Origin of the sequence: Streptomyces sp. IBSBF 3136 (assembly GCF_036815105.1) — a bacterium.
Lineage (GTDB): Bacteria > Actinomycetota > Actinomycetes > Streptomycetales > Streptomycetaceae > Streptomyces.
Window position 1 is genome coordinate 38,300 of the sequence record NZ_JAJSZC010000001.1, and the last position, 22,306, is coordinate 60,605.

Genomic DNA, 22,306 nt, shown 5'->3' on the forward strand with positions numbered 1-22,306 from the left:
GCCCAAGTGGCCTCGTCGCCCGAAGGGCGGCCGCGCCGGGCTTCGGACGGCCGAGGACCACTTTCGCAACAGGCCCTATCCGCCGAACCGGTTCCGCAGTTCCCGCTTGAGGATCTTCCCGCTGGCGTTGCGCGGCAGCGCGTCCACGAACAGGACCCGCTTGGGGGCCTTGAATGCGGTGAGCTTCTCCCGCACGTGCGTGACGAGTTGTTCCTCGGTCACCTCGCCGCGGGGGACGACCACCGCCGTCACGGCCTCCACCCACCGCTCGTCGGGCAGTCCGATCACGGCGGCCTCGGCGACGGACTCGTGGGTGTAGAGGACGTCCTCGACCTGGCGTGAAGCCACCAGCACGCCACCGGAGTTGATGACGTCCTTGACCCGGTCGACGATGGTGAACCAGCCCTCCTCGTCGCGCACCGCGAGGTCGCCGGAGTGGAACCAGCCGTCCCGGAACGCCTCGGCGGTCTCCTCGGGCTTGTTCCAGTAGCCCTCGCACAACTGCGGTGAGCGGTAGACGATCTCGCCGGGGGTGCCGGCCGGCACGTCCTCGCCCTTGTCGTCCACCACGCGCGCGTCCACGAACAGCACGGTCCGGCCGCAGGAGTCGAGGCGGCCCTCGTGCTCGTCGGGTCCGAGCACGGTGGCCAGCGGGCCGATCTCGCTCTGCCCGAAGCAGTTGTAGAAGGCGAGCCCCGGCAGCCGTTCGCGCAGCCGCCGCAGCACCGGCACGGGCATGATGGACGCCCCGTAGTAGGCCTTGCGCAGTCCGCCCAGGTCCCGGGCGGCGAAGTCGGGCCGGCCCGCCAGGGAGATCCACACCGTCGGCGGTGCGAACAGGCTGTCCACCCGGCCGGCCTCGATCAGGTCGAAGAGGCGGTCACCGTCGGGCGCGTCCAGGACGATGTTCGTGGCGCCGACGGCGAGGTACGGCAGCAGGAACACGTGCATCTGCGCGGAGTGGTAGAGCGGCAGCGCGTGCACGGGCCGGTCGCCCGCGCTCAGGTCGAGGGCGGTGATCGCGCTCAGGTACTCGTGCACCAGGGCGCGGTGGGTCATCATCGCGCCCTTGGGCAGGGCGGTGGTGCCCGAGGTGTACAGGAGCTGCACCAGGTCCTCGGTGCGCGGTTCCGGACCGTCGTAGGGCCGCGCGTCGGCCAGGCGGGTCAGGAACGAGTCCCCGGTGTCCCGCAGGGGCAGCGCGCGGGTGCCGTCGGGCAGCCGTCCGGCGAGGTCCGGGTCGGTGAGCACCAGGGTGCTGCCGGACTGGCCGAGGATGTACGCGAGGTCGTCACCGGTCAGGTTCTGGTTGACCGGCACGTGCACCAGGCCAGCGCGGGAGCAGGCGAGGAAGGCGATCAGGTAGGCGTCGGAGTTGTGGCCGTAGGCGGCCACCCGGTCGCCGGGGGCGAGCCCCCCGGTGAGCAGGAGGCCCGCCGCCCGGGAGACTGCGTCGTCCAGTTCCCCGTACGTCCACTGGCGTTCCCCGTACTCCAGCGCCACGCGTGCCGGAGTGCGGCGGGCGCTGCGCCGCAGCACCCCGTCGACGGTGCTGCCCTGTCCCTGCGTCATGACAGCCGATCCTCGGCCCGCCGGACGCGCAGGTCAAGAACCCTCACACCGGACGTGCGCGGCCTTCCCAGTAGGGGTCGCGCAGCCGCCGCTTGTAGAGCTTGCCGTTGGGGTCGCGGGGCATCTCGGCGATGAAGTCGACGCTCCTGGGCCGTTTGTAGCCGGCGAGGCGCTCCGCGCAGTGGTCGAGCAGGGCGGCGGCGAGGACCGGGCCCGGTTCGTGCCCGGGCGCCGGTTCGACCACGGCCTTGACCTCCTCGCCCCAGTCGTCGTGCGGGATGCCGAAGGCGGCGGCGTCGGCGACGGCGGGGTGGGCGAGCAGCGCGGACTCGATCTCGGCCGGGTAGATGTTGACCCCGCCGGAGATGATCATGTCGATCTTGCGGTCGCGCAGGAACAGGTAGCCGTCCTCGTCCAGGTAGCCGAGGTCGCCCACGGTGAAGAAGTCGCCGATGCGGTTCTTCCGCGTCTTGGTCTCGTCCTTGTGGTACGAGAACCCGCCCGTGCTCATCTTCATGTAGACCGTGCCCAGCCGGCCGGGCGGGAGCCGGTTGCCGTCGTCGTCGAAGATCGCGAGTTCGCTGATGGGCCAGGCCCTGCCGACCGTGCCGGGCTTCTTCAGCCAGTCCTCGGCGGTGGCGAAGGCGCCGCCGCCCTCGCTGGCCGCGTAGTACTCCTCCACGCAGTCCCCCCACCAGTCGATCATGGCCCGTTTGACGTGGTCCGGGCAGGGGGCGGCGCCGTGGATGGCGTGCCGCATGGACGACACGTCGTGGCGCGCCCGCACCTCGTCCGGGAGCGCCAGCAGCCGGTGGAACTGGGTGGGGACCATGTGGGTGTGGGTGCACCGGTGGGTGTGGACGAGGCGGAGCATGTCCTCGGGGGTCCACTTGTCCATGAGCACCAGGCGGTGGCCGATGTGCAGGGACGCGCCCGCGAACTGCAGGACGGCCGTGTGGTAGAGCGGCGAGCAGACCAGGTGGACGTTGCCGTCGAAGGGCCGGATGCCGAAGATGCCGAGGAAGCCGCCGAGGTAGGCCTCCTCGGGGGCCTTGCCGGGCAGGGGGCGGCGGATGCCGCGCGGGCGTCCGGTCGTACCGGAGGTGTAGTTCATGACCCAGCCGAGCGTGCGGTCGCCGGGGGCGGACGCGGGCCGGCCGTCGAGGAGTTCGGCGTACGGCCGGAAGCCGTCGACGGCGCCGACCGCGTACCGGTGGGAGGCGGGGAGCGCGGCCTCGTCGGCGGCCCGGCGCGCCGCTTCGGCGAACCTCTCGTGCGCGACGAGGACCTTGGCGCCGGAGTCGGAGACGATCCAGGCGATCTCCGGGCCCACCAGGTGGTGGTTGACCGGGACCAGGTAGAACCCGGCCTGGCTCGCGGCCAGGTAGGCGGTGAGGAACTCGACTCCGTTGGGCAGGACGACGGCGAAGGCGTCACCGCGCGTCAGGCCCGCCGCGCGCAGCCCGTGGACGAGCCGGTTGGCGTCGGCGTGCAGGCGGCCCGCGGTCCACGGCGCGCCGTCGGGCGCGATCAGGACGGTGCGTTCGGGGTCCTGGGCGGCCTGGGCCCAGAAGCCGGCGGGGGGTGTGCTCACGAGGGGCCGCTCCTTCCGGCGATACGGTTGACACGGTCGACCGCGCGTTCGAAGCCGCGGGTGAGGTCGTCGAAGACGTCCCTGACAGCGCGTTCGCTCGTCATCCGGCCGACGATCTGGCCGACGGGGGTGCCGAGCAGCGGGTCGATCTCGTACTTCTGGATCCGGGAGACGGCGTCGGCGACCAGCAGGCCCTGCAACGGCATGGGCAGGGTGCCGGGTCCGGCCGGGCCGTCCCAGGCGTCGGTCCACTCGGTGCGCAGCTGGCGTGCAGGTTTCCCGGTCAGGGCGCGGGAGCGGACGGTGTCGCCGGACCCGGCGGCGAGGAGTTTGCGGATGAGGGCGGGCGAGTGGAGGTCGGCCTCCGTGGTGGTGAGCCACACGGACCCCAGCCAGACGCCCTGGGCGCCGAGGGCCAGGGCGGCCGCCACCTGCTGTCCGCTGCCGATGCCGCCGGCGGCGAGGACGGGCAGCGGGTCGACCGCCTCCACGACCTCGGGGGTCAGCACCATGGTGGCGATCTCACCGGTGTGGCCGCCCGCCTCGTAGCCCTGGGCCACCACGACATCGATACCCGCCTCCTGGTGCTTGCGGGCGTGCCGGGCGCTGCCCGCGAGCGCGGCGACCAGGACGTCGTGGTCGTGGGCGCGGGCGACGACGTCGGCGGGCGGGGAGCCGAGGGCGTTGGCGAGCAGCTTGATCGGGTAGTCGAAGGCGACGTCGAGCTGGGTGCGGGCGACCTGCTCCATCCAGCCGGTGATCCGCCAGCCGGACGCCTCGCCCTCCGCCAGCTCCGGGACGCCGTACCGTGCCAAGGTGTCCCGCACGAATCGGCGGTGCCCGTCGGGGATCATCGCCTCCACGTCCGCCTCGGTGACGCCCTCGACCATCTTCGCGGGCATCACCACGTCGAGGCCGTAGGGCCGGCCCTCCGCGTGCGCCTCGATCCAGTCGAGGTCACGCTTCAGTTCGTCGGGCGCGGTGTAGCGGACCGCGCCGAGCACTCCGAAGCCGCCGGCCCTGCTGATGGCGGCGGCCACGGCGGGGAACGGCGTGAAGCCGAAGACGGCGTGCTCGACGCCCAGTTTCCTGCTCAGCTCCGTCTGCATGGGCGCAGGATGCCGCAGTCCCCCGTACGACGGAAGACCTTTTCTGATGCTCCGTCAGATACCTTGCGGCGCGGGCTCCCTAGTCCGCCAGCACCGCCATCGCCGCGTTGTGCCCCGGCACCCCGCTCACGCCTCCCCCGCGCACCGCGCCGGCGCCGCAGAGCAGGACATTGGCATGCCGGGTCTCCACGCCCCAGCGCCCGGTGCCCTCCTGGGCGTACGGCCAGGACAGGGCGCGGTGGAAGATGTTGCCGCCGGGCAGGCGCAGGTCGCGCTCCAGGTCCAGCGGGGTCTTCGCCTCGATGCAGGGGCGGCCGTCGGCATCCGTCGCCAGGCAGTCGGCGAGGGGTTCGGCGAGGTGGGCGTCTAGCTGGGCGAGAGTGGACTTGAGCAGTTCCTCGCGGACCGCGTCGTTGTCGTGGGTGAACAGCCGGGCGGGCGTGTGCAGGCCGAACAGAGTCAGCGTCTGGTAGCCGCGCCCGGCGAGGTCGGGGCCGAGGATGCTGGGGTCGGTCAGGGAGTGGCAGTAGATCTCCGAGGGTGGCGCGGTGGGCAGTTCGCCGGCGGCGGCCTGGGCGTGGGCGGTGGCGAGCTGCCGGTAGCCCTCGGCGATGTGGAAGGTGCCCGCGAAGGCCTCGCGCGGGTCGACGTCGGGGTCGCGGAGCCTGGGCAGCCGCGTGAGCAGCATGTTGACCTTGAGCTGGGCGCCCTCGGCGGGCTCCGGGGCCGTGTCCCCGGTCAGTGCGGCCAGTTCCCGCGGGGAGGCGTTCACCAGGACGTGCCGGGCGGCGGCGACGCCCTCGCCGTCGGCCGTGCGGTAGCGGACCTCGGCGGTGCGCCCGTCGGTGTCGATGGCGAGCGCCTCGTGTCCGGTGGCGATGACCGCTCCCGCCGAGCGCGCGGCGGCCGCCAGCGCGTCCGTCAGCGCGCCCATGCCGCCGACCGGCACGTCCCAGGCGCCGGTGCCGCCGCCGATGACGTGGTAGAGGAAGCAGCGGTTCTGGGCGAGGGAGGCGTCGTGGGCGTCGGCGAAGGTGCCGATCAGCGCGTCGGTGAGGACCACGCCCCGCACCAGGTCGTCGGTGAAGTTCTCCTCGACGGCGACACCGATGGGCTCCTCGAACAGCGCCCGCCAGGCGGTCTCGTCGTCGACGCGGCGGCGCAGCTCGTCACGGGTGGGCAGCGGTTCGGTGAGGGTGGGGAAGACGCGCTGGGCGACCTCGTGGGTCATGCCGTAGAAGCGCTGCCAGGCCGCGTACTCGCGCTCGCCGCCGGTGAGCCGCGCGAAGGCCGCCCGGGTGCGCGGCTCGCCGCCGCCCACGAGCAGGCCGGTGGGCCGTCCGCCGCGCTCCACGGGGGTGTACGAGGAGATGGTGCGGCCGCGGAGGCCGACCTCGATCCCGAGGTCGCGCAGGATCTTCCGGGGCAGCAGGCTGACCAGGTAGGAGTAGCGCGACAGCCGGGCGTCCACCCCGGCGAACGGCCGGGTGGACACGGCGGCGCCGCCGGTGTGGTCCAGTCGTTCCAGCACCAGCACGCTTCGGCCGGCCCGGGCCAGGTAGGCGGCGGCGACCAGACCGTTGTGGCCGCCACCGACGACGACGACGTCGTAGCTGCGGGTTCCCTCGTCAGCAGGCATGCCTCTTCGTAGCACGAGACGATCAAGGGGGCCAGAGGTACGCGGCGGGGGGGGGGGGGGGGGGGGGGGGGGGGGGGGGGGGGGGGGGGGGGGGGGGGGCCCCCCCCCCCCCCCCCGGCGTGCCGCTCAGCGTTCGTCCTCGCCGGTCCCGGGTGCGGGTCGCGGCGGGCCGTAGGGCTCGATGCGCGGGTTTGCGTACGGGCCGGACGCGCCGGGACCGCCGGTGAGGCGGGCCGCCGCGTCCTCGCTGACGAGCAGGGCGTACAGGCCTTTGGCCGGGTCCACGGAGACGAGTCCGTACGCCTCGTCGACCTGGTCGGGGGTGAGCCCGTACCGGTGCAGGGCGTCCTCCAGCGTCGCCCCGGCGGGCAGGGTCACCGTGACGAGGACGGCGGGGCCCGGGGTCATGGCTTCTCCTCAGTGATGACGGCCGTTCTTCCGGCGCCTGCGCACCGCCTCGACGATGCCGGCCGCGTCCACCATGCCGTACCCGAACTTGAAGTCGAAGCCGGCCATCCCGAGGTCGTCCGCCGTACGGCGGAGCAGCGTGCGCAGATCGGCCGGGGGCAGCTCGGTGGCGGAGAGCTGGGAGCGCACCGCGGCGACCACACCGGCGGCGACGGGACAGGCGGCGGAGGTCCCGGTGTCCGGCTCGTCCGGGCCGAACGCCTGCGACCCCGCGAAGTGAGTGAACGTGCAGACGTCCGGCTTGCGACGGCTGAGCCGCCCGGGTCCCTCGGAGGAGTAGCCCACCCGGGCGCCGCGGGTGTCGACGCCTCCGATGGACAGCACGCGGGGGTGCGAGTTGGCGCCGTTGATGGGCCGGTCGGGGAAGGCGCAGCGGGTGTCGGGGCACTCCCGGCCGCAGTTGCCGGCCGCGAAGAGGATGTCGGCGCCCGCCTGCTCCAGGGCGCTGACGGCCAGGTTGAAGGGGTGCGCGGGGTTGTCCGAGTAGTTTCCGGGGTGGCCGGGCGGGAAGTCCCAGCTGGGGCTGAAGGACCCCCAGCTGTTGCTGACCACCAGCGAGCGGCCCTCCGCCGGCATCGCGTCCAGGACACCCCGCAGGTGGGCGAAGGCCGCGACGGCGTCGGAGAGCAGTCCGAGCAGCGGCTTCGGGCTCAGGACGGGGATGTCCAGGAGCGCGGCCCGGGGCGCGGTGATCCTGGTGTCGAAGGCGCACATCGAGCCGTGGTCCACCGGGAACTGCCCGAAGTTCCCGTTGACCCCGGCGGGCTTCCAGCTGCGGGCCTCGTCGACGGTGACGTCCTGGCCGAGGATCCGGGACACATGGGCGACGTTGATGCCGGTGTCGAGGATGGCGAGGGCGACTCCGTCGCCGTCCATGCCCTCCGATTTCAGGTGGTCGGTCAGCTTGGCGCGGACGTCGTGCCAGTCGCCCACCGGACCGTCGCCGCCACAGGTCGGCAGGGTCTCGATGGCCGGGTCCGAGGAGATGCCCACGATGTCCGGGCGGGCCAGCGCCAGCATCGCGTAGCGGCTGGCCACGTCGTAGTCCTGGATCTCGCCTCGTACCAGGACAGTGGCGTGCTCGGGGGCCATGGAGAACCGGGCGGTCTCCAGGGACAACGGGTCCGCGCCGGGTGCCGCGGGCTGGGGCCCGGGCACAGGTACCGGCTCGAAGCCCGGGTCCAGCGCGATTCCGGGGATCGGGCCGGCGACGTCGGCGGCGGTGGTGGTGACGCCCGGATCGATGACGGCCGCGACGACGTCGGGCTCGGGGCGCATTTGGATCATGACACGCACGTTCGGCTCCTGTCTCTTGAGGGGATGCGCGGCGCCGACGCGCGGAAACGGCGGGGGCGCCGCTGCATGTGAGGTGTGGGAGGACTCACCGGTGGCCGACTGGCCGGTCACCGGGGTTCGCTCCACCGGGAAACTGGCGCCACGATCTCAGGACGCGGCCCTTGCGAGGCACCGCCAATCAGGCGAAATACCGTTGGCACATGCCAAAGGCAGCCCGAGCGGGTGTCTGAGCCACCGTGCCGGTGGCCGTCAGCGACCTCCGGACACTCGCTGCCGGCTCAGCACCGCGACCCTGCGGTACAGCTCCACCGCCTCCGCGCCGCGGCCCAGCTGCTCCAGGCAGTGGGCCTCGTCGTTGCGGCTGGCGAGGGTGTCGGGGTGGTCCGGGCCGAGGACGCGTTCGCGGGCGGCGGCGACCCTGCCGTACTCGGTGAGCGCGGCCGTCCAGCGGCCCAGCCAGCCCAGGGCGACGGCGACCTCGCGGCGGCTGACCAGGGTGTCCGGATGGTCGGGGCCGAGGACGCGCTCGCGCTGCGCGCACACGTCACGGGCCTCCGCGAGGGCCTCCTCCCAGCGTCCGAGCCGGCCGAGGTTGACGCCGAGACCGTGCCGGGCGCGCAGGGTCTCGGGGTGGGCTGCGCCCTGGACCCGGGTGCGGTCCTCGACCAGGTCGCGGTAGAGCCGCAGGGCGTCCGCGCTGCGGCCCAGCCGGCCGAGACTGATCCCGGCCTCGTAGCGGGCGGCGAGGGTGTCCGGATGGTCGGGGCCGAGGGTACGGGCGCGTGCCTCGGCCACCTCGCGGTAGGTGCGCAGCGCCTCCTCCCAGCGGCCCGACTGCCCCAGCGTGTAGGCGACTTCGTACCGGGTGACCAGGGTGTCGGGGTGGTCGGGGCCGAGCACCCGGGCCCGGGCGGCGGCCACGTCGAGCGCCATGCGGTGCGCGTCCTGAAGGCGGCCGAGCCGGCTGAGGTTGAGGGCGAGGTTGTGCCGGCAGCGCAGGGTGTCGGCGTGGTCGGGACCCATGACGCGCAGCCGGGCGGCCAGCACCGCGGTGTAGGTCTGGTGGGCCTCGAAGTGGCGGCCCAGCCGGCCCAGGACGTAGGCGGTCTCCTGGCGCGCGGCGAGCGTGTCGGGGTGGTCGGGGCCGAGGACGCGCTCCCGGGCGTCGGCGACGCCGGTGTAGGCGCGCAGCGCGGCGGCGGCCCGGCCGGTGCGGCTGAGGGTGAAGGCGGCCTCGTAGCGGCTGGCGAGGGTGTCCGGGTGGTCGGGGCCGAGCAGGGCCGCCCGTTCGGCGGCGACGGCCAGGTGGATCTCGCGCGCCCGGGTCCAGTGGCCGCGCCGGGCCAGGGCGAGCGCCTCCTGGTGCCGTGCGGTGAGGCCGGCGACGGCGGCCGGGGACGGCCGGGTCGGGACCGCCGGCTCGGCACCGGTGGCGGCCGGAAGGGTCCAGGCGCCGGTGGCGGCCGGGAGGGTCCAGGCGCCGGTCAGGGCCGCGCCGGGGTCGGCCGGGGTGGCGCGCGGTCCGGCGCCGACCGCCTTGTGGCCGGTGGTCATGCCCCGGGTCCAGGACGGCAGGCGGGGCTCGCGCACGGCCGTCCCGCCGGCGGGCGGCCAGGACGTCACGACCGTCGGCACGTACCCGGCCGGCGCGCGGGCCGCCGACAGGCGGCGCGCCAGCTCCGCCGCGTCGTAGGGGCGTTCCTCGGGGCGCTTGGCCAGCAGGTCGAGGACGATCCGCTCGAAGGGCGCGGGCAGTTCGGGGCGCCGGACGCGCGGCGGTCTGGGCGGGGTGTCGCGGTGGCCGACCAGGATGGCCCAGGCATCGTCCAGGTCGAACGGGGGCGTCCCGGTGGCGATCTCGTAGAGCACGCAGCCCAACGAGTACAGGTCGCTGCGGTGGTCGACCTCGGTGCCGGCGATCTGCTCCGGGGACATGTAGTGCGGGGTGCCCATCGCGACGCCGGTGCCGGTCAGCCGGGCGGTGAAGCCGATGTCGTGGCCGAGGCGGGCGATGCCGAAGTCGCAGATCTTCACGGTGCCGTCGGCCAACCGGACGACGTTGGCGGGTTTCAGGTCGCGGTGGACGACGCCCTGCCGGTGGGTGTACGCGAGGGCGGCGGCCACCTGTTCCGCGATGTCGATCACCTCGACCACCGGCAGCGGGTGCCCCTTGCCGTCCTCCAGGAGCCGGCTGAGGTCGCGTCCGTCCAGCAGTTCCATGACGAGGTGGAGCACGCCGTCGTCCTCGCCGAAGTCGTGGACGACGGTCACCCCTCGGTGGGACAGCGCCGCGGCCACTCTGGCCTCCCGGCGGAACCTTTCGCGCACGACCCGGGCGAGGGAGGCGTCGTGCTGCGGGCCGAGCGGCTTGAGGCACTTCACCGCGACCTGCCGCCCGAGGGACTCGTCCCGGGCCCGCCACACCTCGCCCATGCCGCCCCGCCCGATCAGGTCGAGCAGCCGGTAACGGCCCTGGATCAGCCTGTTCTCCCCCATCGCGCGCCGTCGCCCCCGTCGCCGCCCGCCCCACCCCTCAGGGGCAGCGCCACGGTCCCCCGGGCCGCGCGCGACGCGACCCGTTCCGTGACACACCCCCCTGCTCGTCCAGTATGGCGGGCTATCGCCCCACTTTGTATGGTGCCGGTCGGGCCCCTGGGCCGAGCCTCGCCATGGCGCGCAGGACGTGTTTGGGCGGCAGTTGCCAGCGCAGACGTGCGGGGACGCACCGCAGCAGGGCGCCCGTGCCCCGGAGCCTGCGGGTGACGGTGGCGGCCGCGGGGGCCGGTCTGCCGTACAGCTCGTGGGCGTACGGGGGCAGGGAGGCGTACGCCAGGTGCGCCACGCGCCGCCACAGCACCTCGCGCGCGGGGAGCAGGAGGGGGTGCGTCGGCGGGCGGAGGAGGAAGTCGTCCACTTCGCGTGCCTCGGGTCCCGCGGCCAGGTCGGGCCGCACCTTCTCGAAGTACCGGGCCAGCTCGGCCCGGTCGGCCGGCACGGCGCCCGGGTCGAGGCCCACCAGGCGGGCGCTGACGAGGTGTTCGGCGATGTAGCGGTCGGCGTCGGCGTCACCGAGCGGGAAGCCGGAGCGGCGCAGGACGTGCAGGTAGGAGTCGATCTCCGCGCAGTGCACCCAGAGGAGCAGCTCCGGCTCGTCGACGCCGTACCGCTCGCCGGTGTCCGGGTCCGTCGCGGTGAGCAGCCGGTGGATCCTGCGCACCCGGGCGCCCGCCCGCTCGGCGGCCGCCGTGGTGCCGTACGTGGTGGTGCCGACGAAGTCGGCGGTGCGCATCAGCCGCCCCCAGGCGTCGCGGCGGAAGTCGGAGTTCTGCAGGACACCGCGGACGGCACGGGGGTGCAGGGCCTGGAGATAGAGCGCGCGCACGCCGGCGACCCACATCATCGGGTCGCCGTGCATCTGCCAGGTCACCGAGGAGGGCCCGAACAGCCCGGGGTCGCCATCGGTCATGGGGTCACCTCCGCCCTACGCCCACGATGCCACGGCCGCCGGGCGGAGTGATACCGGCGGAGCGGTACCGCGGGTCAGCCGCGACGGGAGCGGACGCGGAGGCAGTGATCAGGATGCGCGCGGCTCAGCGCGCGGCCCACGTCGACTCCGTGAAGCGTGACCGTGCCCCACACCGCGGCGCTGGAGATGTGGACACAAAGCCGATCACCGGGCACCACGTCCGCACCACCCTGATCTTCGGGCAGCAGGGTGATGTCGGCGGTGAAGCAGGCGGTGAGCGAGGGGCGCCGGTGCTCAGGGGAGCACCGGCGCCCACGGCATGGCACCTCCTCGCGGCACTTCGTGCCGTCAGGCCCAGGCGACGGCGTCCTCGACGGGCACGCGGGGCAGCCGCGGGAACCACGGATCGGCACCGGGATGACCGATGTTCACCACCAGATGCGAACGCCAGCCGCTACCGGCGAAGAACTCCTTGTCCACGCCGATCCGGTCGAAGCCCGCCATGGGACCGGCCGCGAGCCCCGCCGCGCGCACCGCAAGCAGGAACACCCCTGTCTGCAGGGCGGAGTTGTAGGAGGCCAGCATCCGACGCTTCTCGTCCTGATCGGCGAAGGCCGCTCGCAGCATCTCACCGCGAGCCGGGAAGACCGCCGGCATCTGCTCGTGGAAGTCGACGTCGTACGCCAGGACCGCCACCGCCGGCGCTTGAAGCGTCTTGGCCCTGTTGCCCTCGTCGAGATGCCGGACCAGTCGCTCCTTGCCCTCGTCGGTGCGCACGAAGAGCACACGGAGAGGCTGGCTGTTGGCGGCACTCGGCGACCAACGGGCGTGTTCCCAGATCACGGAGAGTTCGTCGTCGGTGACGGCCACGTCGGCGAAGGTGTTCGCGGTGCGGGCCTCGGTGAACAGCAGCTTTCGCCCGGCGTCGTCCAGGACATCGAGCGTCTGCGGTTCGCGGTCGATCATGCTCACGGTCTCTCTCTGACTTCGGTGTTGCGGATGGTGTGGCCCAGGGGCGGGATCTCCGCCCCGTCCGGTCATCGGTCACATGTCATGTGCCGGCCGCCTGGATCGCTCGACGCCCAACCGGGCGAAGTAGGCGACCAGTTCGGGGTTGTCGACGGCCGCGGGGTTGAGGACCTGCTCGGCGGGGGCGCCCTGGAGAAGGCGCTTGACGGGAACCTCGAGCTTCTTGCCGGTCCTCGTGTGCGGGATCGCCGGTACGGCGAGGATCTCGTCGGGGACGTGTCGGGGTGAGGTACCCGCGCGGATCGCGTCGCGGATCCGGTCGCGCAGGGAGTCGTCCAGGTCGGCCCCGTCGGCGAGAACCACGAAGAGCGGCATCCAGTAGCCGCCGTCGGGTTCCTCCGCGCCGATGACGAGGGCCTCGGAGATCTCGGGGAGGTGCTCGACGATGTCGTGGATGTCGGCACTGCCCAGGCGCACGCCGTTGCGGTTGAGGGTGGCGTCGGAACGGCCGTGGACCACCACCGAGCCGTGGGAGGTGAGGGTGATCCAGTCGCCGTGCCGCCACACGCCCGGGTAGGCGCTGAAGTAGGCATCGCGGTAGCGGCTGCCGTCGGGGTCGTTCCAGAAGTACAGCGGCATCGACGGCATGGGCCGGGTGACGACGAGTTCACCGACCCGGTCGGTGACGGGGAAGCCTTGCTCGTCGTAGGCGGCCAGTGCCACGCCCAGGTTGGGGGCGGACAGCTCGCCCGCCCAGACGGGGGTGGTGGGGGCGCTGCCTGCGAACGCGGAGACGATGTCGGTGCCGCCGCTGGTGGAGGCCAGCTGGATGCCGGCGCCCACGTGGTCGCGGACCCAGGGGTAGGCGGAGGCGGGCAGGGTGGAGCCGGTGCTGCCGATGGCGCGGATGGCGGACAGGTCGTGCGTGGACGGTTCGATGCCCAGCTTGGCCATGGCCAGCAGGTACTGGGGGCTGGTGCCGAACACCGTGACCTTGTGGCGGGCCGCCAGCTCCCACAGGATGTCCGGGCGCGCCACCGGCGCGGGGCTGCCGTCGTAGGTGCAGGTGGTGGCGCCGGTCAGCAGGGTGGAGACGACCAGGTTCCACATCATCCAGTGGGTGGTGGTGTACCACAGCAGGCGGTCGCCCACGCCCAGGTCGCAGTGCAGGCCCAGGGTCTTGAGGTGTTCGAGCAGGACGCCACCGTGGCCGTGGACGATGCCCTTGGGCAGGCCGGTGGTGCCGGAGGAGAAGACGACCCAGAGCGGGTGGTCGAACGGCACCGGGACGATGGTGAGGTATTCGGTGCGGGAGGCCGCTTCCTCCCAGGGGACCGTGAGCATGGTGTGCCCGTTCTCGGGCCAGTCGAGGCCCACGTTGTCCACGAGCACCGTGGCCTTCAAAGCGGGAAGGGCTCCGGCGAGGTCGAGCGAGGCGGCACGGCGGTCGTGCGTGGTGCCGTTGAAGAGGTAGCCGTCCGCGGTGATGAGCACCGTCGGTTCGAGCTGGGCGAAGCGGTCGGCGGCCGCCTTGGGTGCGTAGTCCTGACCGCACACCGACCACACCGCGCCCAGGCTGGCGGTGGCGAGGAAGGCGATGACCGCGTGCGGGGTGTTGGGCAGGTAGCCCACTACCCGGTCCCCCTCCCCCACGCCCAGGTCGCGCAGGGTGGCCGCGACGGAGGCGACGCGGGCGCGCAGTTGCCGGCCCGTGATCTCGTAGCCGGCTCCCGTCTCGTCCAGCGCGGTGATCGCGGGCGATTCCGGGTCCAGGTTGCGCAGCGCGTGGTGCGTGTAGTTGAGGGAGGCGCCGGGGAACCAGCGCGCGCCGGGCATGGTCTCCTCGTCCAGCACGCGCTCGTAGGGAGTGGTGGCATCGACGTCGAAGTACTCCCACACCGCGACCCAGAACGCTTCCAGGTCGGTGACCGACCAGTGGTGGAGGGCCTGGTAGTCGGTCGGGGCTTCGCCGTCCGGGGCGTCCCGGTGCCGCGCAGTCCACCGGGCGAAGTCCGCGATGCGGCTGCGGGCGGCCGCGTCCGGACGGGGGGTGAAGAAGGGTTCGGGGTACGGCGCGAGGCGCGGGGTGGTCATGATGCGGTGCTCCTCGGCAGAGGGTCGGGCCGGGTATCGGCGCGGCGGGTCGTGTGCAGCAGCGGGGCCCAGACGGATGTGCCTGTGAAGTCGCCCGCGCCGGTCGGCACGGTGTCCGTCACGACGCGGTCGGGGCGCAGCAGGACGGCGTCCGCCCGGCCGCGTGCCAGCCAGGCGGCCAGGGTGCCGTCGTCGTCCAGGTCGTCGACGTGGATCGTGAGCGCGCCCAGTGCGGCTGCCACGGACGTCATCCGCGCTGTGGGCGGTATCGCGGTCAGGACGGCGAAGCAGTCCGCGAGGACGTCGTCGAGGCGCACTCGCTTGCCGTCGTGTCGTACCCAGGGCTGGGGGCAGAAGGTGCCGGCCAGCCCGCGGCCCGTCAGCTGGGGGCGGCGCCGTACGAGTGGACCGGTGGTCAGGGCGGGGCTGAGGTCACGGCTCACCGCCTCGGTCACGCCGGGGATGCGACAGACCGCGCCCACGACGGCCCGGCGGAACGCCGCACCGCGGTCCTGTCCTCCGGTCATGGCCCAGCCGACGGCGACCGCCACGCGGATCACATGGCGGGCGTGCGGCTTGCGCTCGCGTTCGTAGGTGTCCAGCAGTTCCTCGGGCGCGCCCTGTCGGAGGACCCGGGCGAGTTTCCAGGTGAGGTTGTTGGCGTCACGCAGGCCGGCGCACAGGCCCTGCCCGACGAAGGGCGGGGTGAGATGTGCGGCATCGCCCAGCAGGAAGACGCGTCCCCGGCGCCACCGGTCGGCCAGCCGGGCCCGGAAGGTGTACTGCGCCTGCCGTATCACCTCGAAGTCGTCGCCCGGCGAGCCGTCTGCCGGCAGGTCCACCCAGGGGGCGACCAGCTCGCGCAGGCGTTGCCGTCCCGCAGAGCCGTCCAGGCGTTCCTCCTCGGACAGCCGGAACTCCCAGCGGTAGCGGTCCTCACCTACGCGCATGAACGTGGCCGGCCGGGAGGGGCAGCAGATCTGCTCGGCGCCTTCCCAGGTGCGCACCGGAAGGCTGGTGCGCACGTCGATGACCCGCCAGCTCTCCTCGAAGTGCAGGTCCTCCCACGTGGCGCCGATCGCTTCGCGGGTCACGCTGCCCGCGCCGTCGCAGCCGAGCACGGCATCGGCCCACAGGTGCTCCTCCTCGTCGGCACCGTCGCGGCGGAAGGTGACCCGCACCGGAGCCGTGCCGCCGGTGTCCTGGGTGACGGACACGACCTCCACCCCGCTCCACAGCTCGCACTCGGTGCGGCGCGCCAGGGCGTCGCGCAGCAGGCGTTCCAGCTCGGGCTGGTCGAACATGCTGGTCTGCGGAAAGCCGTGGTGTCCGTCCAGGGACCGGGGGAACTCGGTGATCACCCGGCGGCGGGCGTCCAGCAGCCGCAGCCCGGGGGCCGGGCGGGCGAGGGCGGCGAACTCCTCATGGACACCGACGCTCTGCAGGATCCGGCGGACCTCGTCGTCGGCCACGACGGCGCGTGGCAGGGGGTAGATGTCCCGGTGGCGTTCGAGGAGCAGGCTGCGCACGCCGTGCCGGGCGAGCAGCAGGGCGGCGGTGACGCCCACAGGTCCCGCGCCGACGATCACCACCGGCCTCCGGGCTGCGGCGCTCACCTCGCGTCCGCCACAGCGGTCCGCTGCTCACCCAGGTCGATCCGCCCGTCGGGGGTGGCGATCGTGGCGGTGACGAGGTCACCGTCGCGCAGGTAGAGGGGGTTCTTGGCCTGGCCGTTGAAGAACACCTTCCACCTCGTTGCGGGCGACAGCAGTGCGCTGATCTTCGCGACCGGCTTGGGCGGGGCCTTCAGGGCAGTGCCGCCAGGGGTGCCGGTCAGCAGCAGGTCGCCCGCGTCGAGGGTCTGGAAGCGGGCGAGCAGGGTGAGCGCCTGCGCGGGCCGCACGATCATGTCGGCAAGCGTGCGGTCCTGGCGCGGCACGCCGTTCACGGACAGCCGCAGCCGCAGGTTCAGCAGATGGGCGAAGTCCTCGGGCTCCAGCAGGGCCAGGTACGGCCCGGTCGGTGTGAAGGTCGGGTAGGACTTGCTCTCGTAGAACTGGGTCTTGGTCAGCTGGACGTCGCGGGCGCTGACGTCGTTGGTGAGGACCAGCCCGGCCACGTAGCGGGGCAGGTCCCGCTCCTCCACGACGGTGCCGACGGGCAGGGCCGCGCCCATGACGAGGCCGAGTTCCACCTCGTAGTCGAGGAACTTCACGTGCGCCGGGCGGACGATCGTGTCATGGGGGCCGCTGACCGAGCCGGACGCCTTGCGGAAGAAGGTGGGCGGGACGTCGCCGGTGAAGCCCGAATCCTTGGCATGGCTGCGGTAGTTGACCATCTGAGCGACCACCCGGCAGGGGGCGGTGACCGGAGGCAGCGGCACCAGGTCGGCCACGGGCGTACCGCTGTCGCCGGAGGCAGCGGCCTCGCGGACCGCGTCCCGGTCGGCGAGCAGCTCGGCGGTGGTGACCGCCTTGGTCTCGATGCGGACGGCGTGTGCGTCCCGGACGACCCACCAGCCGTCGGTGGTGCGCAGAACGTTGGTGCTCATGAGCTCATCGCTTTCATCAGGCCCAGCAGGCGTGCGGGGTCGAGTTCGTTGTCGCCGCGCAGGGCCGTCATGACCTCGCGGAGCTTGGCGGGGGAAGGGCGGGCGCCCAGGAAGTCGCGGGTGACGCGCGGGCCCCACTGGGCCAGGCCGCTCGCCGACATAGGCGCCCATCCGGGTTCGAGGTCGCAGGAGAACAGGTCGCCGTCGGCGAAGTGCTCCAGCATGAAGCGGTCGGGGTCGCGCCAGTAGTCGAAGAGCTGGCTGCCCTGGATGTGCCGGCCGATGCCCCAGCTGCGCTGGTAGCCGCGCTCGGCCAGGTACTCGCCGCCGGCCGCGATCGAGTCCAGATCGGTCACCTGATACGCGGAGTGGACATAGCCGGTGCCCGGCCCCAGGTGCAGGGCGAGGGTGTGGTGATCGACGGCCACGCCGCCCTGGTCGCAGCGGATGAACGCCATGGTCGGCCCGCGTCCGCGCTGCCCGTCCAGGAAGAGGAAGTCGGACACGATCATGCCGAGGGTGTCCAGGTACCAGTCAAGGGTGCGGAGGAAGCTCCGCGTCTCCATGACCACATGGCCCAGGCGCTGGATGCGGGACGGTTCGCGGGGTGGGCGCTGGGTTGCGTTCGTACGGCGCTGCGATCCGCCCGTGTTGAGGAGCAGCGGGGGCTGCTCGGGCAGCGCGGGCAGTTGGTCGCGGCAGTGCACGACCCGGACGGGGAGGCCCGAGGGATCGAGCAGGGAGACCGACCGTCCACCGCCGGGAACGTTGATGTCCCGGACGGTGCTGGCGGTGGCGTGGGCCAGCCGGTCGAGATCGGCCGGCTCGGCCGCGCGGAACGCCGGCCCGATGAACCGGGACGCGTGCCCGCGCCGAATGACCATGCAAGGTGGGCCTGCGAACGTGCCGCGCAGCCACAGCGCGTCTTCGGTGCGTGCGGCGACCCCGAAGCCGAAGTCGCGCGCGAAGATCTCGGCCCGGTCCAGGTCCGGCTTCTCGAACTCCAGCCAGGCCAGGTCCGCCACCTTGATCACGGGGTTCCGGGACCGGCCGGGGTGTTCGCCGCGAAGCGCCCCCCGCTCGCTGTGGAGGTCTTGGTGGGCTGTCGGCGCGTCGATCTTGTTAACGGGGTGGGACATGAGTGTCCTCCAAGCAACACTGCTGTAATGAGGAAATCATCAACTTTGCCAAGTCTCATCGTCAATAGGATGAGGCCAAATAGTTGATGATCTCATCAGTAATGGCAGACTCATCGCGACGGTTGTTACACTCGCCGTATGCCGACGTCAGCCCCGCCCAAGAACCGCTTCGAGCGGCGCCGTGCCGAGACCCGCCAGGCGCTCGTTCGGGCGGCCCGGCAGATCCTCGCCGAGACCGGGGACACCAGCGCCAGCATCCAGGCCATCGCCGAACGGGCGGACGTGGGTTTCGGTTCCTTCTACAACCACTTCGAGTCCAAGACGGAGCTGTTCGACGCCGCGGTGACGGACGCCCTGGAGGAGTTCGGACAGCTCATCGACGAGCGGGTGGAAGGGATCGACGATCCGGCCGAGCTGGTCGCCGCCGGATTCAGGCTGACCGCCAGGATGGCCGACTCCCACCCCGAACTCACGCGGATCCTGCGCGACCGCGGTCTGGCCTACATTCACTCCGAGCGCGGCCTGGCCCCGCGAGCGCTGCGCGACCTGGAGATCGGCATCGCCTCTGGCCGTTTCGACTGCGCCAACGCGACCACCGCCCTGTCCGCCGTGGGTGGCACCCTCATGTCCCTCGTGGCGCTCCGACTGGCCCGCCCCGACCTCGACGGCGACGAGGCCGCGTCCGACCTGGCCGAGATGTCCCTGCGTATGCTCGGCGTCCCCGCGGACGACGCCCATGAGGTCACCCGGCGCCCGCTGCCCGACCTCGACTGACGGTTCAGGAGGCGGCGGGGACACCGGGCAGTGGCTCCGCGGGGGCTCGGGCCGGTCACAGTGACGCCCCTGACGGGCCCATCTGATGCCGCTGCCGCCGGGGAGGATCACAGTGGGAGAAGGAGGGAGGCCGCCGCCATGACCGGAGCCCCCGCGCGCGCGACGCCCGACCGGTATCTTCCGATCGCCGATCACGGCCTGATCGGCGACCTTCGGACGGCGGCCCTCGTGGGCACCGACGGGACCATCGACTGGTACTGCTGCCCCTCCTTCGACTCCCCCAGCGTGTTCGCCGCCCTGCTGGACGCGGATCGAGGCGGATCCTTCGAGCTGTCGCCGGCCGTTCGGGCGGAGACCAAACAGTTCTACTTCCCCGACACCAATGTGCTGATCACCCGGTTCTTCACCGAGGACGGGCTGGGAGAGATCCAGGACTTCATGCCCGTGGGGGACGCCGCCGACGCCGACCGTCACCGGCTGATCCGTCGGGTGGTGTGCGTCCGCGGAAGTATCCCGTTCCGGGCCCGGGTCAGCCCCCGGTTCGGCTACGGCACTCAGCCGCACACCGTGCGGATGCTGGACCAGGCCGCCCTCTTCACCTCCGAGGCGCTGTCGTTGACGCTGACCTCCACGGTGCCGATGAAGGCCCACGAGACCGACGTGTGCGCAGAGTTCGCACTCTCCCAGGGGGAGACGGCGGTCCTCGCCTTGGACCGGGTCCGCGACGGGACACCGCCGCGCGGCTGCTCCCAGGGCGAGGCGGAGTCGGAGTTCACCGCCACGGTCGCCTTCTGGCGGCACTGGTTGCAGCAGTCCCGCTACCGCGGCCGCTGGCGGGAGATGGTGCACCGCTCCGCACTCACGCTCAAGCTGCTCACCTACGCCCCCACCGGCGCGATCGTGGCCGCGTTCGTGCAGTACGAGGGCGGCGACGTGTTGGACGCTGCCCTGCTGATGATGCCGCTGACCAGGTTCATCGCTCCCCATGACCCCGTGTGGCTGTCCACCCTCGACGCCCTCGGCCACGAACTGGTCTCCGACTCCCTCGTCTGGCGCTACGACCCCAAGGCCAGCCCCGACGGCCTGGACGGCGACGAGGGCACCTTCTCCATCTGCTCCTTCTGGTACGTCGAGGCCCTCACCCGCGCCGGCCGCCTGGACGAAGCCCGCCTGGCCTTCGAGAAGATGCTCACCTACGCCAACCATGTCGGGCTGTATGCCGAGGAGATCAGCCACACAGGCGAACAACTGGGCAATTTTCCGCAGGCCTTCACCCACCTCGCCCTCATCAGCGCCGCGTTCAACCTCGACCGCGCCCTCGGCTGACGACTCGGCGGCACCGGCCGGCGGCACAGCTCACGGCAGAAGGTACGGACCGGGCTCCTTCAGGCCGGACCAGGAAGAGGACGCCGGACCAGTCGGCCGGCTTCCTCCAGGGGAACGCCGAGCATGTGCAGGAGCATCTCGGCCATGGCGCCCGCGGTCCGGTCGCTGTCGATCTTGGGTTGGGTGAACCACAGCTCCAGGAGAGCCAGAAGGCTGCCGTTCAGGGCGGACAGGGCGATGACCGGGTCGGTCACGGCGAAGCGGCCCGAGGCGATGCCCTGCTCACGTCACGCTGCGCACGGTGCATGAGCAGTCCACGGCCGGCATGAATGCGGCCGAGCCCGCTGTGGCAGAGGATCCGCATGATCTGAGGGCGTGACTCGGCCACGTCCGCGCTGAGCCGGACGCCCCCCGCCACGCGCTCCGCGGGATCGTCCAGTCCGGTCAGACGCACCTCAATGGCTTCGACATACTCCTCCAGCGCATCGGCCACCGCCGCGTCGAACAGATCGCGTTTGGACGCGAAGTGGTTGTAGAACGAGCCAAGGCCGACGTCCGCGCGCTCCGCGATGGAACGGACGCTGGCGCCGGCGTCGCCGGACTCGGCAAGGATCTGGCGGGCGGCCCGGACCAGAGCCTGCCGGGTCTCCGAGCGTCGGCGTTCGAATCTATTGCTGTTCGAGCTTGACATCGGAATGTCCAATGAATGGCATCACCAGTTCTGATGGATTCATCATTGCATGATCGCGCCACCCCGTCCACTGGGCATGGATGCCCGTCGGCAGATCACCACGCCCGTGGCAACAGCTCGCGTCCCAGCTCCGCCGGTCAGTGCTGGGGGTGCGGACGTGCCTGGAACATGGAGCGCCGCTGGGCGGCCGTGCCCCGGGTGAGCCGGCCGATTTCGACGCGCGTCCTGACGGCCCGGACCACTTCGGTCAGGCCGAGAACTATGGCCATGACGCCCACGACCAGGGTGAGCGCTGCGATCGAGGCGAACGGCATGATGATCATCACGATGCCGGCCAGAGCACCGATGATGCCGAAGGCCACGTGCCAGCCGCGCGCCGGCATGTCCGGTACGGAGGCCGCCGCAGCCGTCTCCGTGGTGCCGCGCAGGAGCCAGCTGAAGCCGATCCACAGGGCGAGCAGGAAGATCGACTCCAGGGTCCCCCGGAAGCAGATCAGTCCCAGGAGGACGGAGGCAGCGCCGGTGATGAAGTGCAGGACGCGCAGATGCCGGGCGACGTGCGCGCCGAAGGCGGCGGCAAGTTGGAAGACACCGGTGACCAGCAGGTAGACGCCGAAGAGGATGCCGACGACGCGCAGTGTCGCCTCCGGCCAGACCAGGGCGACCACGCCCAGAGCGATGGTGGCGAGGCCCATGGTGAGCAGGATCTGCCAGCCCAGGTTCGCCAGGGTGGCCATGCCTTCGGCCAGGGGGCCTTCTCGTGGTTCGGTGCCACGAGGGGGGTCGGGGCCGGGGGAAGTGGAAGGAGATGTCATGGCACCTGCCTCCTTCTCGAAGTAGCTCATCGTCACGGCCTAACATGTCCATCGTCGCCCGGTGAGCCGCAGGCTGCTCGATGGAGAGGGCGCCTTCGCGGCGCCTTCGCGGCGCGTTCACCGGTCACGACCAGAGCTGCTCCGCTCACCGGCGCATGCCCCTGGTCGTGCTCCGTCGCGTTGACGACTGTGCTCAGACGTGTGGGGTGATGACGGCGCGTCCTCGGATCTTGCCGTCGTGCAGGAGCCGGTACGCCTCGTCGGCGCGTTCCAAGGGGAAGTACTCGACCAGCATCTTGATCTTTTCCTGCTGGGCGAGGGTGATCACCTCCATCAGTTCGGCGAGATAGCCCCAGTAGGGCGAGACGACCGAGCACTCGTGCGGCGGGCTGGAGAAGTTGACGGGCAGGACTCCGCCGCCGAGGCCGACGATGGTCACGTGGCCGAGTGTCCTGGCCACCTGAGCGGCCATCCGCAGGGTCGGGTCGATGCCGACCATGTCGAGGACGAGCTGAGCGCCCTGCTGCCCCGTGACGTCCTTGATGTGCGTGATCGTCTCGTCGCTCGAGAGCAGCGAGAGGTCGGCGCCCATGTGCTCGGCGGTTTCGAGTTTGCCGGCGTCGGTGTCGACGGCGACCACGGTGGTCGCCGCGCTGAGCGCGCGCAGGATCTGGATGGTTACCTGGCCCAGGCCACCGGCCCCGATCACGACCGCGGTCGAGCCTGGCCCCTACTCGTCCCGTCTTCCGACGATCGCAAAACCTGCCGCGCAGACACCGAAGGGCGGTCGGCTCCGCGGTCGA

17 protein-coding genes and 1 pseudogene are annotated in these 22,306 nt (G+C 72.1%); 2 read left to right on the top strand and 16 right to left on the bottom strand.

Annotation, left to right across the window (positions count from 1 at the left end; genetic code table 11):
* Positions 1 to 75 precede the first annotated feature (75 nt).
* From V7E45_RS00120 to V7E45_RS00180, 13 genes are all read right to left on the bottom strand, one after another.
* Positions 76 to 1,572 (bottom strand): acyl-CoA synthetase, encoded by a 1,497-nt coding sequence (locus V7E45_RS00120; protein ID WP_333771979.1) that lies wholly within the window; start codon positions 1,570 to 1,572, stop codon positions 76 to 78.
* 43 nt (positions 1,573 to 1,615) lie between these two features.
* A complete protein-coding gene (locus V7E45_RS00125) occupies positions 1,616 to 3,166 on the bottom strand; it encodes an acyl-CoA synthetase (RefSeq protein ID WP_333771980.1) in 1,551 nt (516 codons plus the stop codon).
* Positions 3,163 to 4,275, bottom strand: a complete 1,113-nt coding sequence (locus tag V7E45_RS00130) for an NAD(P)H-dependent flavin oxidoreductase (protein ID WP_333771981.1) — start codon at positions 4,273 to 4,275, stop codon at positions 3,163 to 3,165. Before V7E45_RS00130 ends, V7E45_RS00125 begins: the two co-directional genes overlap by 4 nt.
* A gap of 79 nt (positions 4,276 to 4,354) precedes the next feature.
* On the bottom strand, positions 4,355 to 5,914 hold the full coding sequence (locus tag V7E45_RS00135) for a phytoene desaturase family protein (RefSeq protein ID WP_333771982.1): 1,560 nt from the start codon (positions 5,912 to 5,914) through the stop codon (positions 4,355 to 4,357).
* Positions 5,915 to 6,040: 126 nt separating this feature from the next.
* The gene (locus V7E45_RS00140; protein WP_333771983.1) at positions 6,041 to 6,322 is read right to left on the bottom strand and encodes a hypothetical protein; all 282 of its coding nucleotides are present in this window, start codon (positions 6,320 to 6,322) and stop codon (positions 6,041 to 6,043) included.
* Positions 6,323 to 6,331: 9 nt separating this feature from the next.
* The gene (locus V7E45_RS00145) at positions 6,332 to 7,669 is read right to left on the bottom strand and encodes a S8 family serine peptidase (protein ID WP_333771984.1); all 1,338 of its coding nucleotides are present in this window, start codon (positions 7,667 to 7,669) and stop codon (positions 6,332 to 6,334) included.
* A gap of 258 nt (positions 7,670 to 7,927) precedes the next feature.
* On the bottom strand, positions 7,928 to 10,174 hold the full coding sequence (locus tag V7E45_RS00150; protein ID WP_333771985.1) for a serine/threonine-protein kinase: 2,247 nt from the start codon (positions 10,172 to 10,174) through the stop codon (positions 7,928 to 7,930).
* A gap of 121 nt (positions 10,175 to 10,295) precedes the next feature.
* A complete protein-coding gene (locus tag V7E45_RS00155) occupies positions 10,296 to 11,144 on the bottom strand; it encodes an oxygenase MpaB family protein (RefSeq protein WP_333771986.1) in 849 nt (282 codons plus the stop codon).
* A 348-nt stretch (positions 11,145 to 11,492) separates the two neighbouring features.
* The gene (locus V7E45_RS00160) at positions 11,493 to 12,110 is read right to left on the bottom strand and encodes a malonic semialdehyde reductase (protein WP_333772050.1); all 618 of its coding nucleotides are present in this window, start codon (positions 12,108 to 12,110) and stop codon (positions 11,493 to 11,495) included.
* A gap of 78 nt (positions 12,111 to 12,188) precedes the next feature.
* Positions 12,189 to 14,207 (bottom strand): acetoacetate--CoA ligase, encoded by a 2,019-nt coding sequence (locus tag V7E45_RS00165; protein WP_333771987.1) that lies wholly within the window; start codon positions 14,205 to 14,207, stop codon positions 12,189 to 12,191.
* The gene (gene mhpA, locus V7E45_RS00170; RefSeq protein WP_333771988.1) at positions 14,204 to 15,823 is read right to left on the bottom strand and encodes a bifunctional 3-(3-hydroxy-phenyl)propionate/3-hydroxycinnamic acid hydroxylase MhpA; all 1,620 of its coding nucleotides are present in this window, start codon (positions 15,821 to 15,823) and stop codon (positions 14,204 to 14,206) included. Before mhpA ends, V7E45_RS00165 begins: the two co-directional genes overlap by 4 nt.
* Positions 15,820 to 16,758, bottom strand: a complete 939-nt coding sequence (locus V7E45_RS00175; RefSeq protein ID WP_333771989.1) for a fumarylacetoacetate hydrolase family protein — start codon at positions 16,756 to 16,758, stop codon at positions 15,820 to 15,822. The genes mhpA and V7E45_RS00175 overlap by 4 nt, the downstream gene beginning before the upstream one ends.
* Complete coding sequence (locus tag V7E45_RS00180) at positions 16,755 to 17,897, bottom strand: VOC family protein (RefSeq protein WP_333771990.1); 1,143 nt, start codon at positions 17,895 to 17,897, stop codon at positions 16,755 to 16,757. Before V7E45_RS00180 ends, V7E45_RS00175 begins: the two co-directional genes overlap by 4 nt.
* 138 nt (positions 17,898 to 18,035) lie before the next feature.
* On the opposite strand from V7E45_RS00180, the gene V7E45_RS00185 reads away from it, so the two are divergent.
* A complete protein-coding gene (locus V7E45_RS00185) occupies positions 18,036 to 18,671 on the top strand; it encodes a TetR/AcrR family transcriptional regulator (RefSeq protein ID WP_333771991.1) in 636 nt (211 codons plus the stop codon).
* A gap of 138 nt (positions 18,672 to 18,809) precedes the next feature.
* Positions 18,810 to 19,997 carry a glycoside hydrolase family 15 protein gene (locus V7E45_RS00190; RefSeq protein ID WP_333771992.1) on the top strand — a complete coding sequence of 396 codons (1,188 nt, stop codon included), beginning with the start codon at positions 18,810 to 18,812 and terminating at the stop codon, positions 19,995 to 19,997.
* A gap of 59 nt (positions 19,998 to 20,056) precedes the next feature.
* On the opposite strand, the pseudogene V7E45_RS00195 reads toward V7E45_RS00190, so the two are convergent.
* The 3 genes and pseudogenes from V7E45_RS00195 to V7E45_RS00205 form a co-directional block, all read right to left on the bottom strand.
* Positions 20,057 to 20,694, bottom strand: a pseudogene (locus V7E45_RS00195) (TetR/AcrR family transcriptional regulator).
* Between the two features lie 131 nt (positions 20,695 to 20,825).
* Positions 20,826 to 21,503 carry an HdeD family acid-resistance protein gene (locus tag V7E45_RS00200; RefSeq protein WP_333771993.1) on the bottom strand — a complete coding sequence of 226 codons (678 nt, stop codon included), beginning with the start codon at positions 21,501 to 21,503 and terminating at the stop codon, positions 20,826 to 20,828.
* 193 nt (positions 21,504 to 21,696) lie between these two features.
* The gene (locus tag V7E45_RS00205) at positions 21,697 to 22,212 is read right to left on the bottom strand and encodes a zinc-binding dehydrogenase (protein ID WP_333771994.1); all 516 of its coding nucleotides are present in this window, start codon (positions 22,210 to 22,212) and stop codon (positions 21,697 to 21,699) included.
* Positions 22,213 to 22,306 lie beyond the last annotated feature (94 nt).

What these genes read in the sequence shown, in the direction of transcription:
- V7E45_RS00175 (WP_333771989.1), bottom strand. Translation starts at nt 16,758, where the DNA reads ATGAGCACCAACGTTCTGCGCACCACCGACGGCTGGTGGGTCGTCCGG.
- V7E45_RS00165 (WP_333771987.1), bottom strand. Translation starts at nt 14,207, where the DNA reads ATGACCACCCCGCGCCTCGCGCCGTACCCCGAACCCTTCTTCACCCCC.
- V7E45_RS00145 (WP_333771984.1), bottom strand. Translation starts at nt 7,669, where the DNA reads ATGATCCAAATGCGCCCCGAGCCCGACGTCGTCGCGGCCGTCATCGAT.
- V7E45_RS00120 (WP_333771979.1), bottom strand. Translation starts at nt 1,572, where the DNA reads ATGACGCAGGGACAGGGCAGCACCGTCGACGGGGTGCTGCGGCGCAGC.
- V7E45_RS00190 (WP_333771992.1), top strand. Translation starts at nt 18,810, where the DNA reads ATGACCGGAGCCCCCGCGCGCGCGACGCCCGACCGGTATCTTCCGATC.
- V7E45_RS00160 (WP_333772050.1), bottom strand. Translation starts at nt 12,110, where the DNA reads ATGATCGACCGCGAACCGCAGACGCTCGATGTCCTGGACGACGCCGGG.
- V7E45_RS00185 (WP_333771991.1), top strand. Translation starts at nt 18,036, where the DNA reads ATGCCGACGTCAGCCCCGCCCAAGAACCGCTTCGAGCGGCGCCGTGCC.
- V7E45_RS00135 (WP_333771982.1), bottom strand. Translation starts at nt 5,914, where the DNA reads ATGCCTGCTGACGAGGGAACCCGCAGCTACGACGTCGTCGTCGTCGGT.
- V7E45_RS00200 (WP_333771993.1), bottom strand. Translation starts at nt 21,503, where the DNA reads ATGACATCTCCTTCCACTTCCCCCGGCCCCGACCCCCCTCGTGGCACC.
- V7E45_RS00150 (WP_333771985.1), bottom strand. Translation starts at nt 10,174, where the DNA reads ATGGGGGAGAACAGGCTGATCCAGGGCCGTTACCGGCTGCTCGACCTG.
- V7E45_RS00155 (WP_333771986.1), bottom strand. Translation starts at nt 11,144, where the DNA reads ATGACCGATGGCGACCCCGGGCTGTTCGGGCCCTCCTCGGTGACCTGG.
- V7E45_RS00130 (WP_333771981.1), bottom strand. Translation starts at nt 4,275, where the DNA reads ATGCAGACGGAGCTGAGCAGGAAACTGGGCGTCGAGCACGCCGTCTTC.
- V7E45_RS00140 (WP_333771983.1), bottom strand. Translation starts at nt 6,322, where the DNA reads ATGACCCCGGGCCCCGCCGTCCTCGTCACGGTGACCCTGCCCGCCGGG.
- V7E45_RS00180 (WP_333771990.1), bottom strand. Translation starts at nt 17,897, where the DNA reads ATGTCCCACCCCGTTAACAAGATCGACGCGCCGACAGCCCACCAAGAC.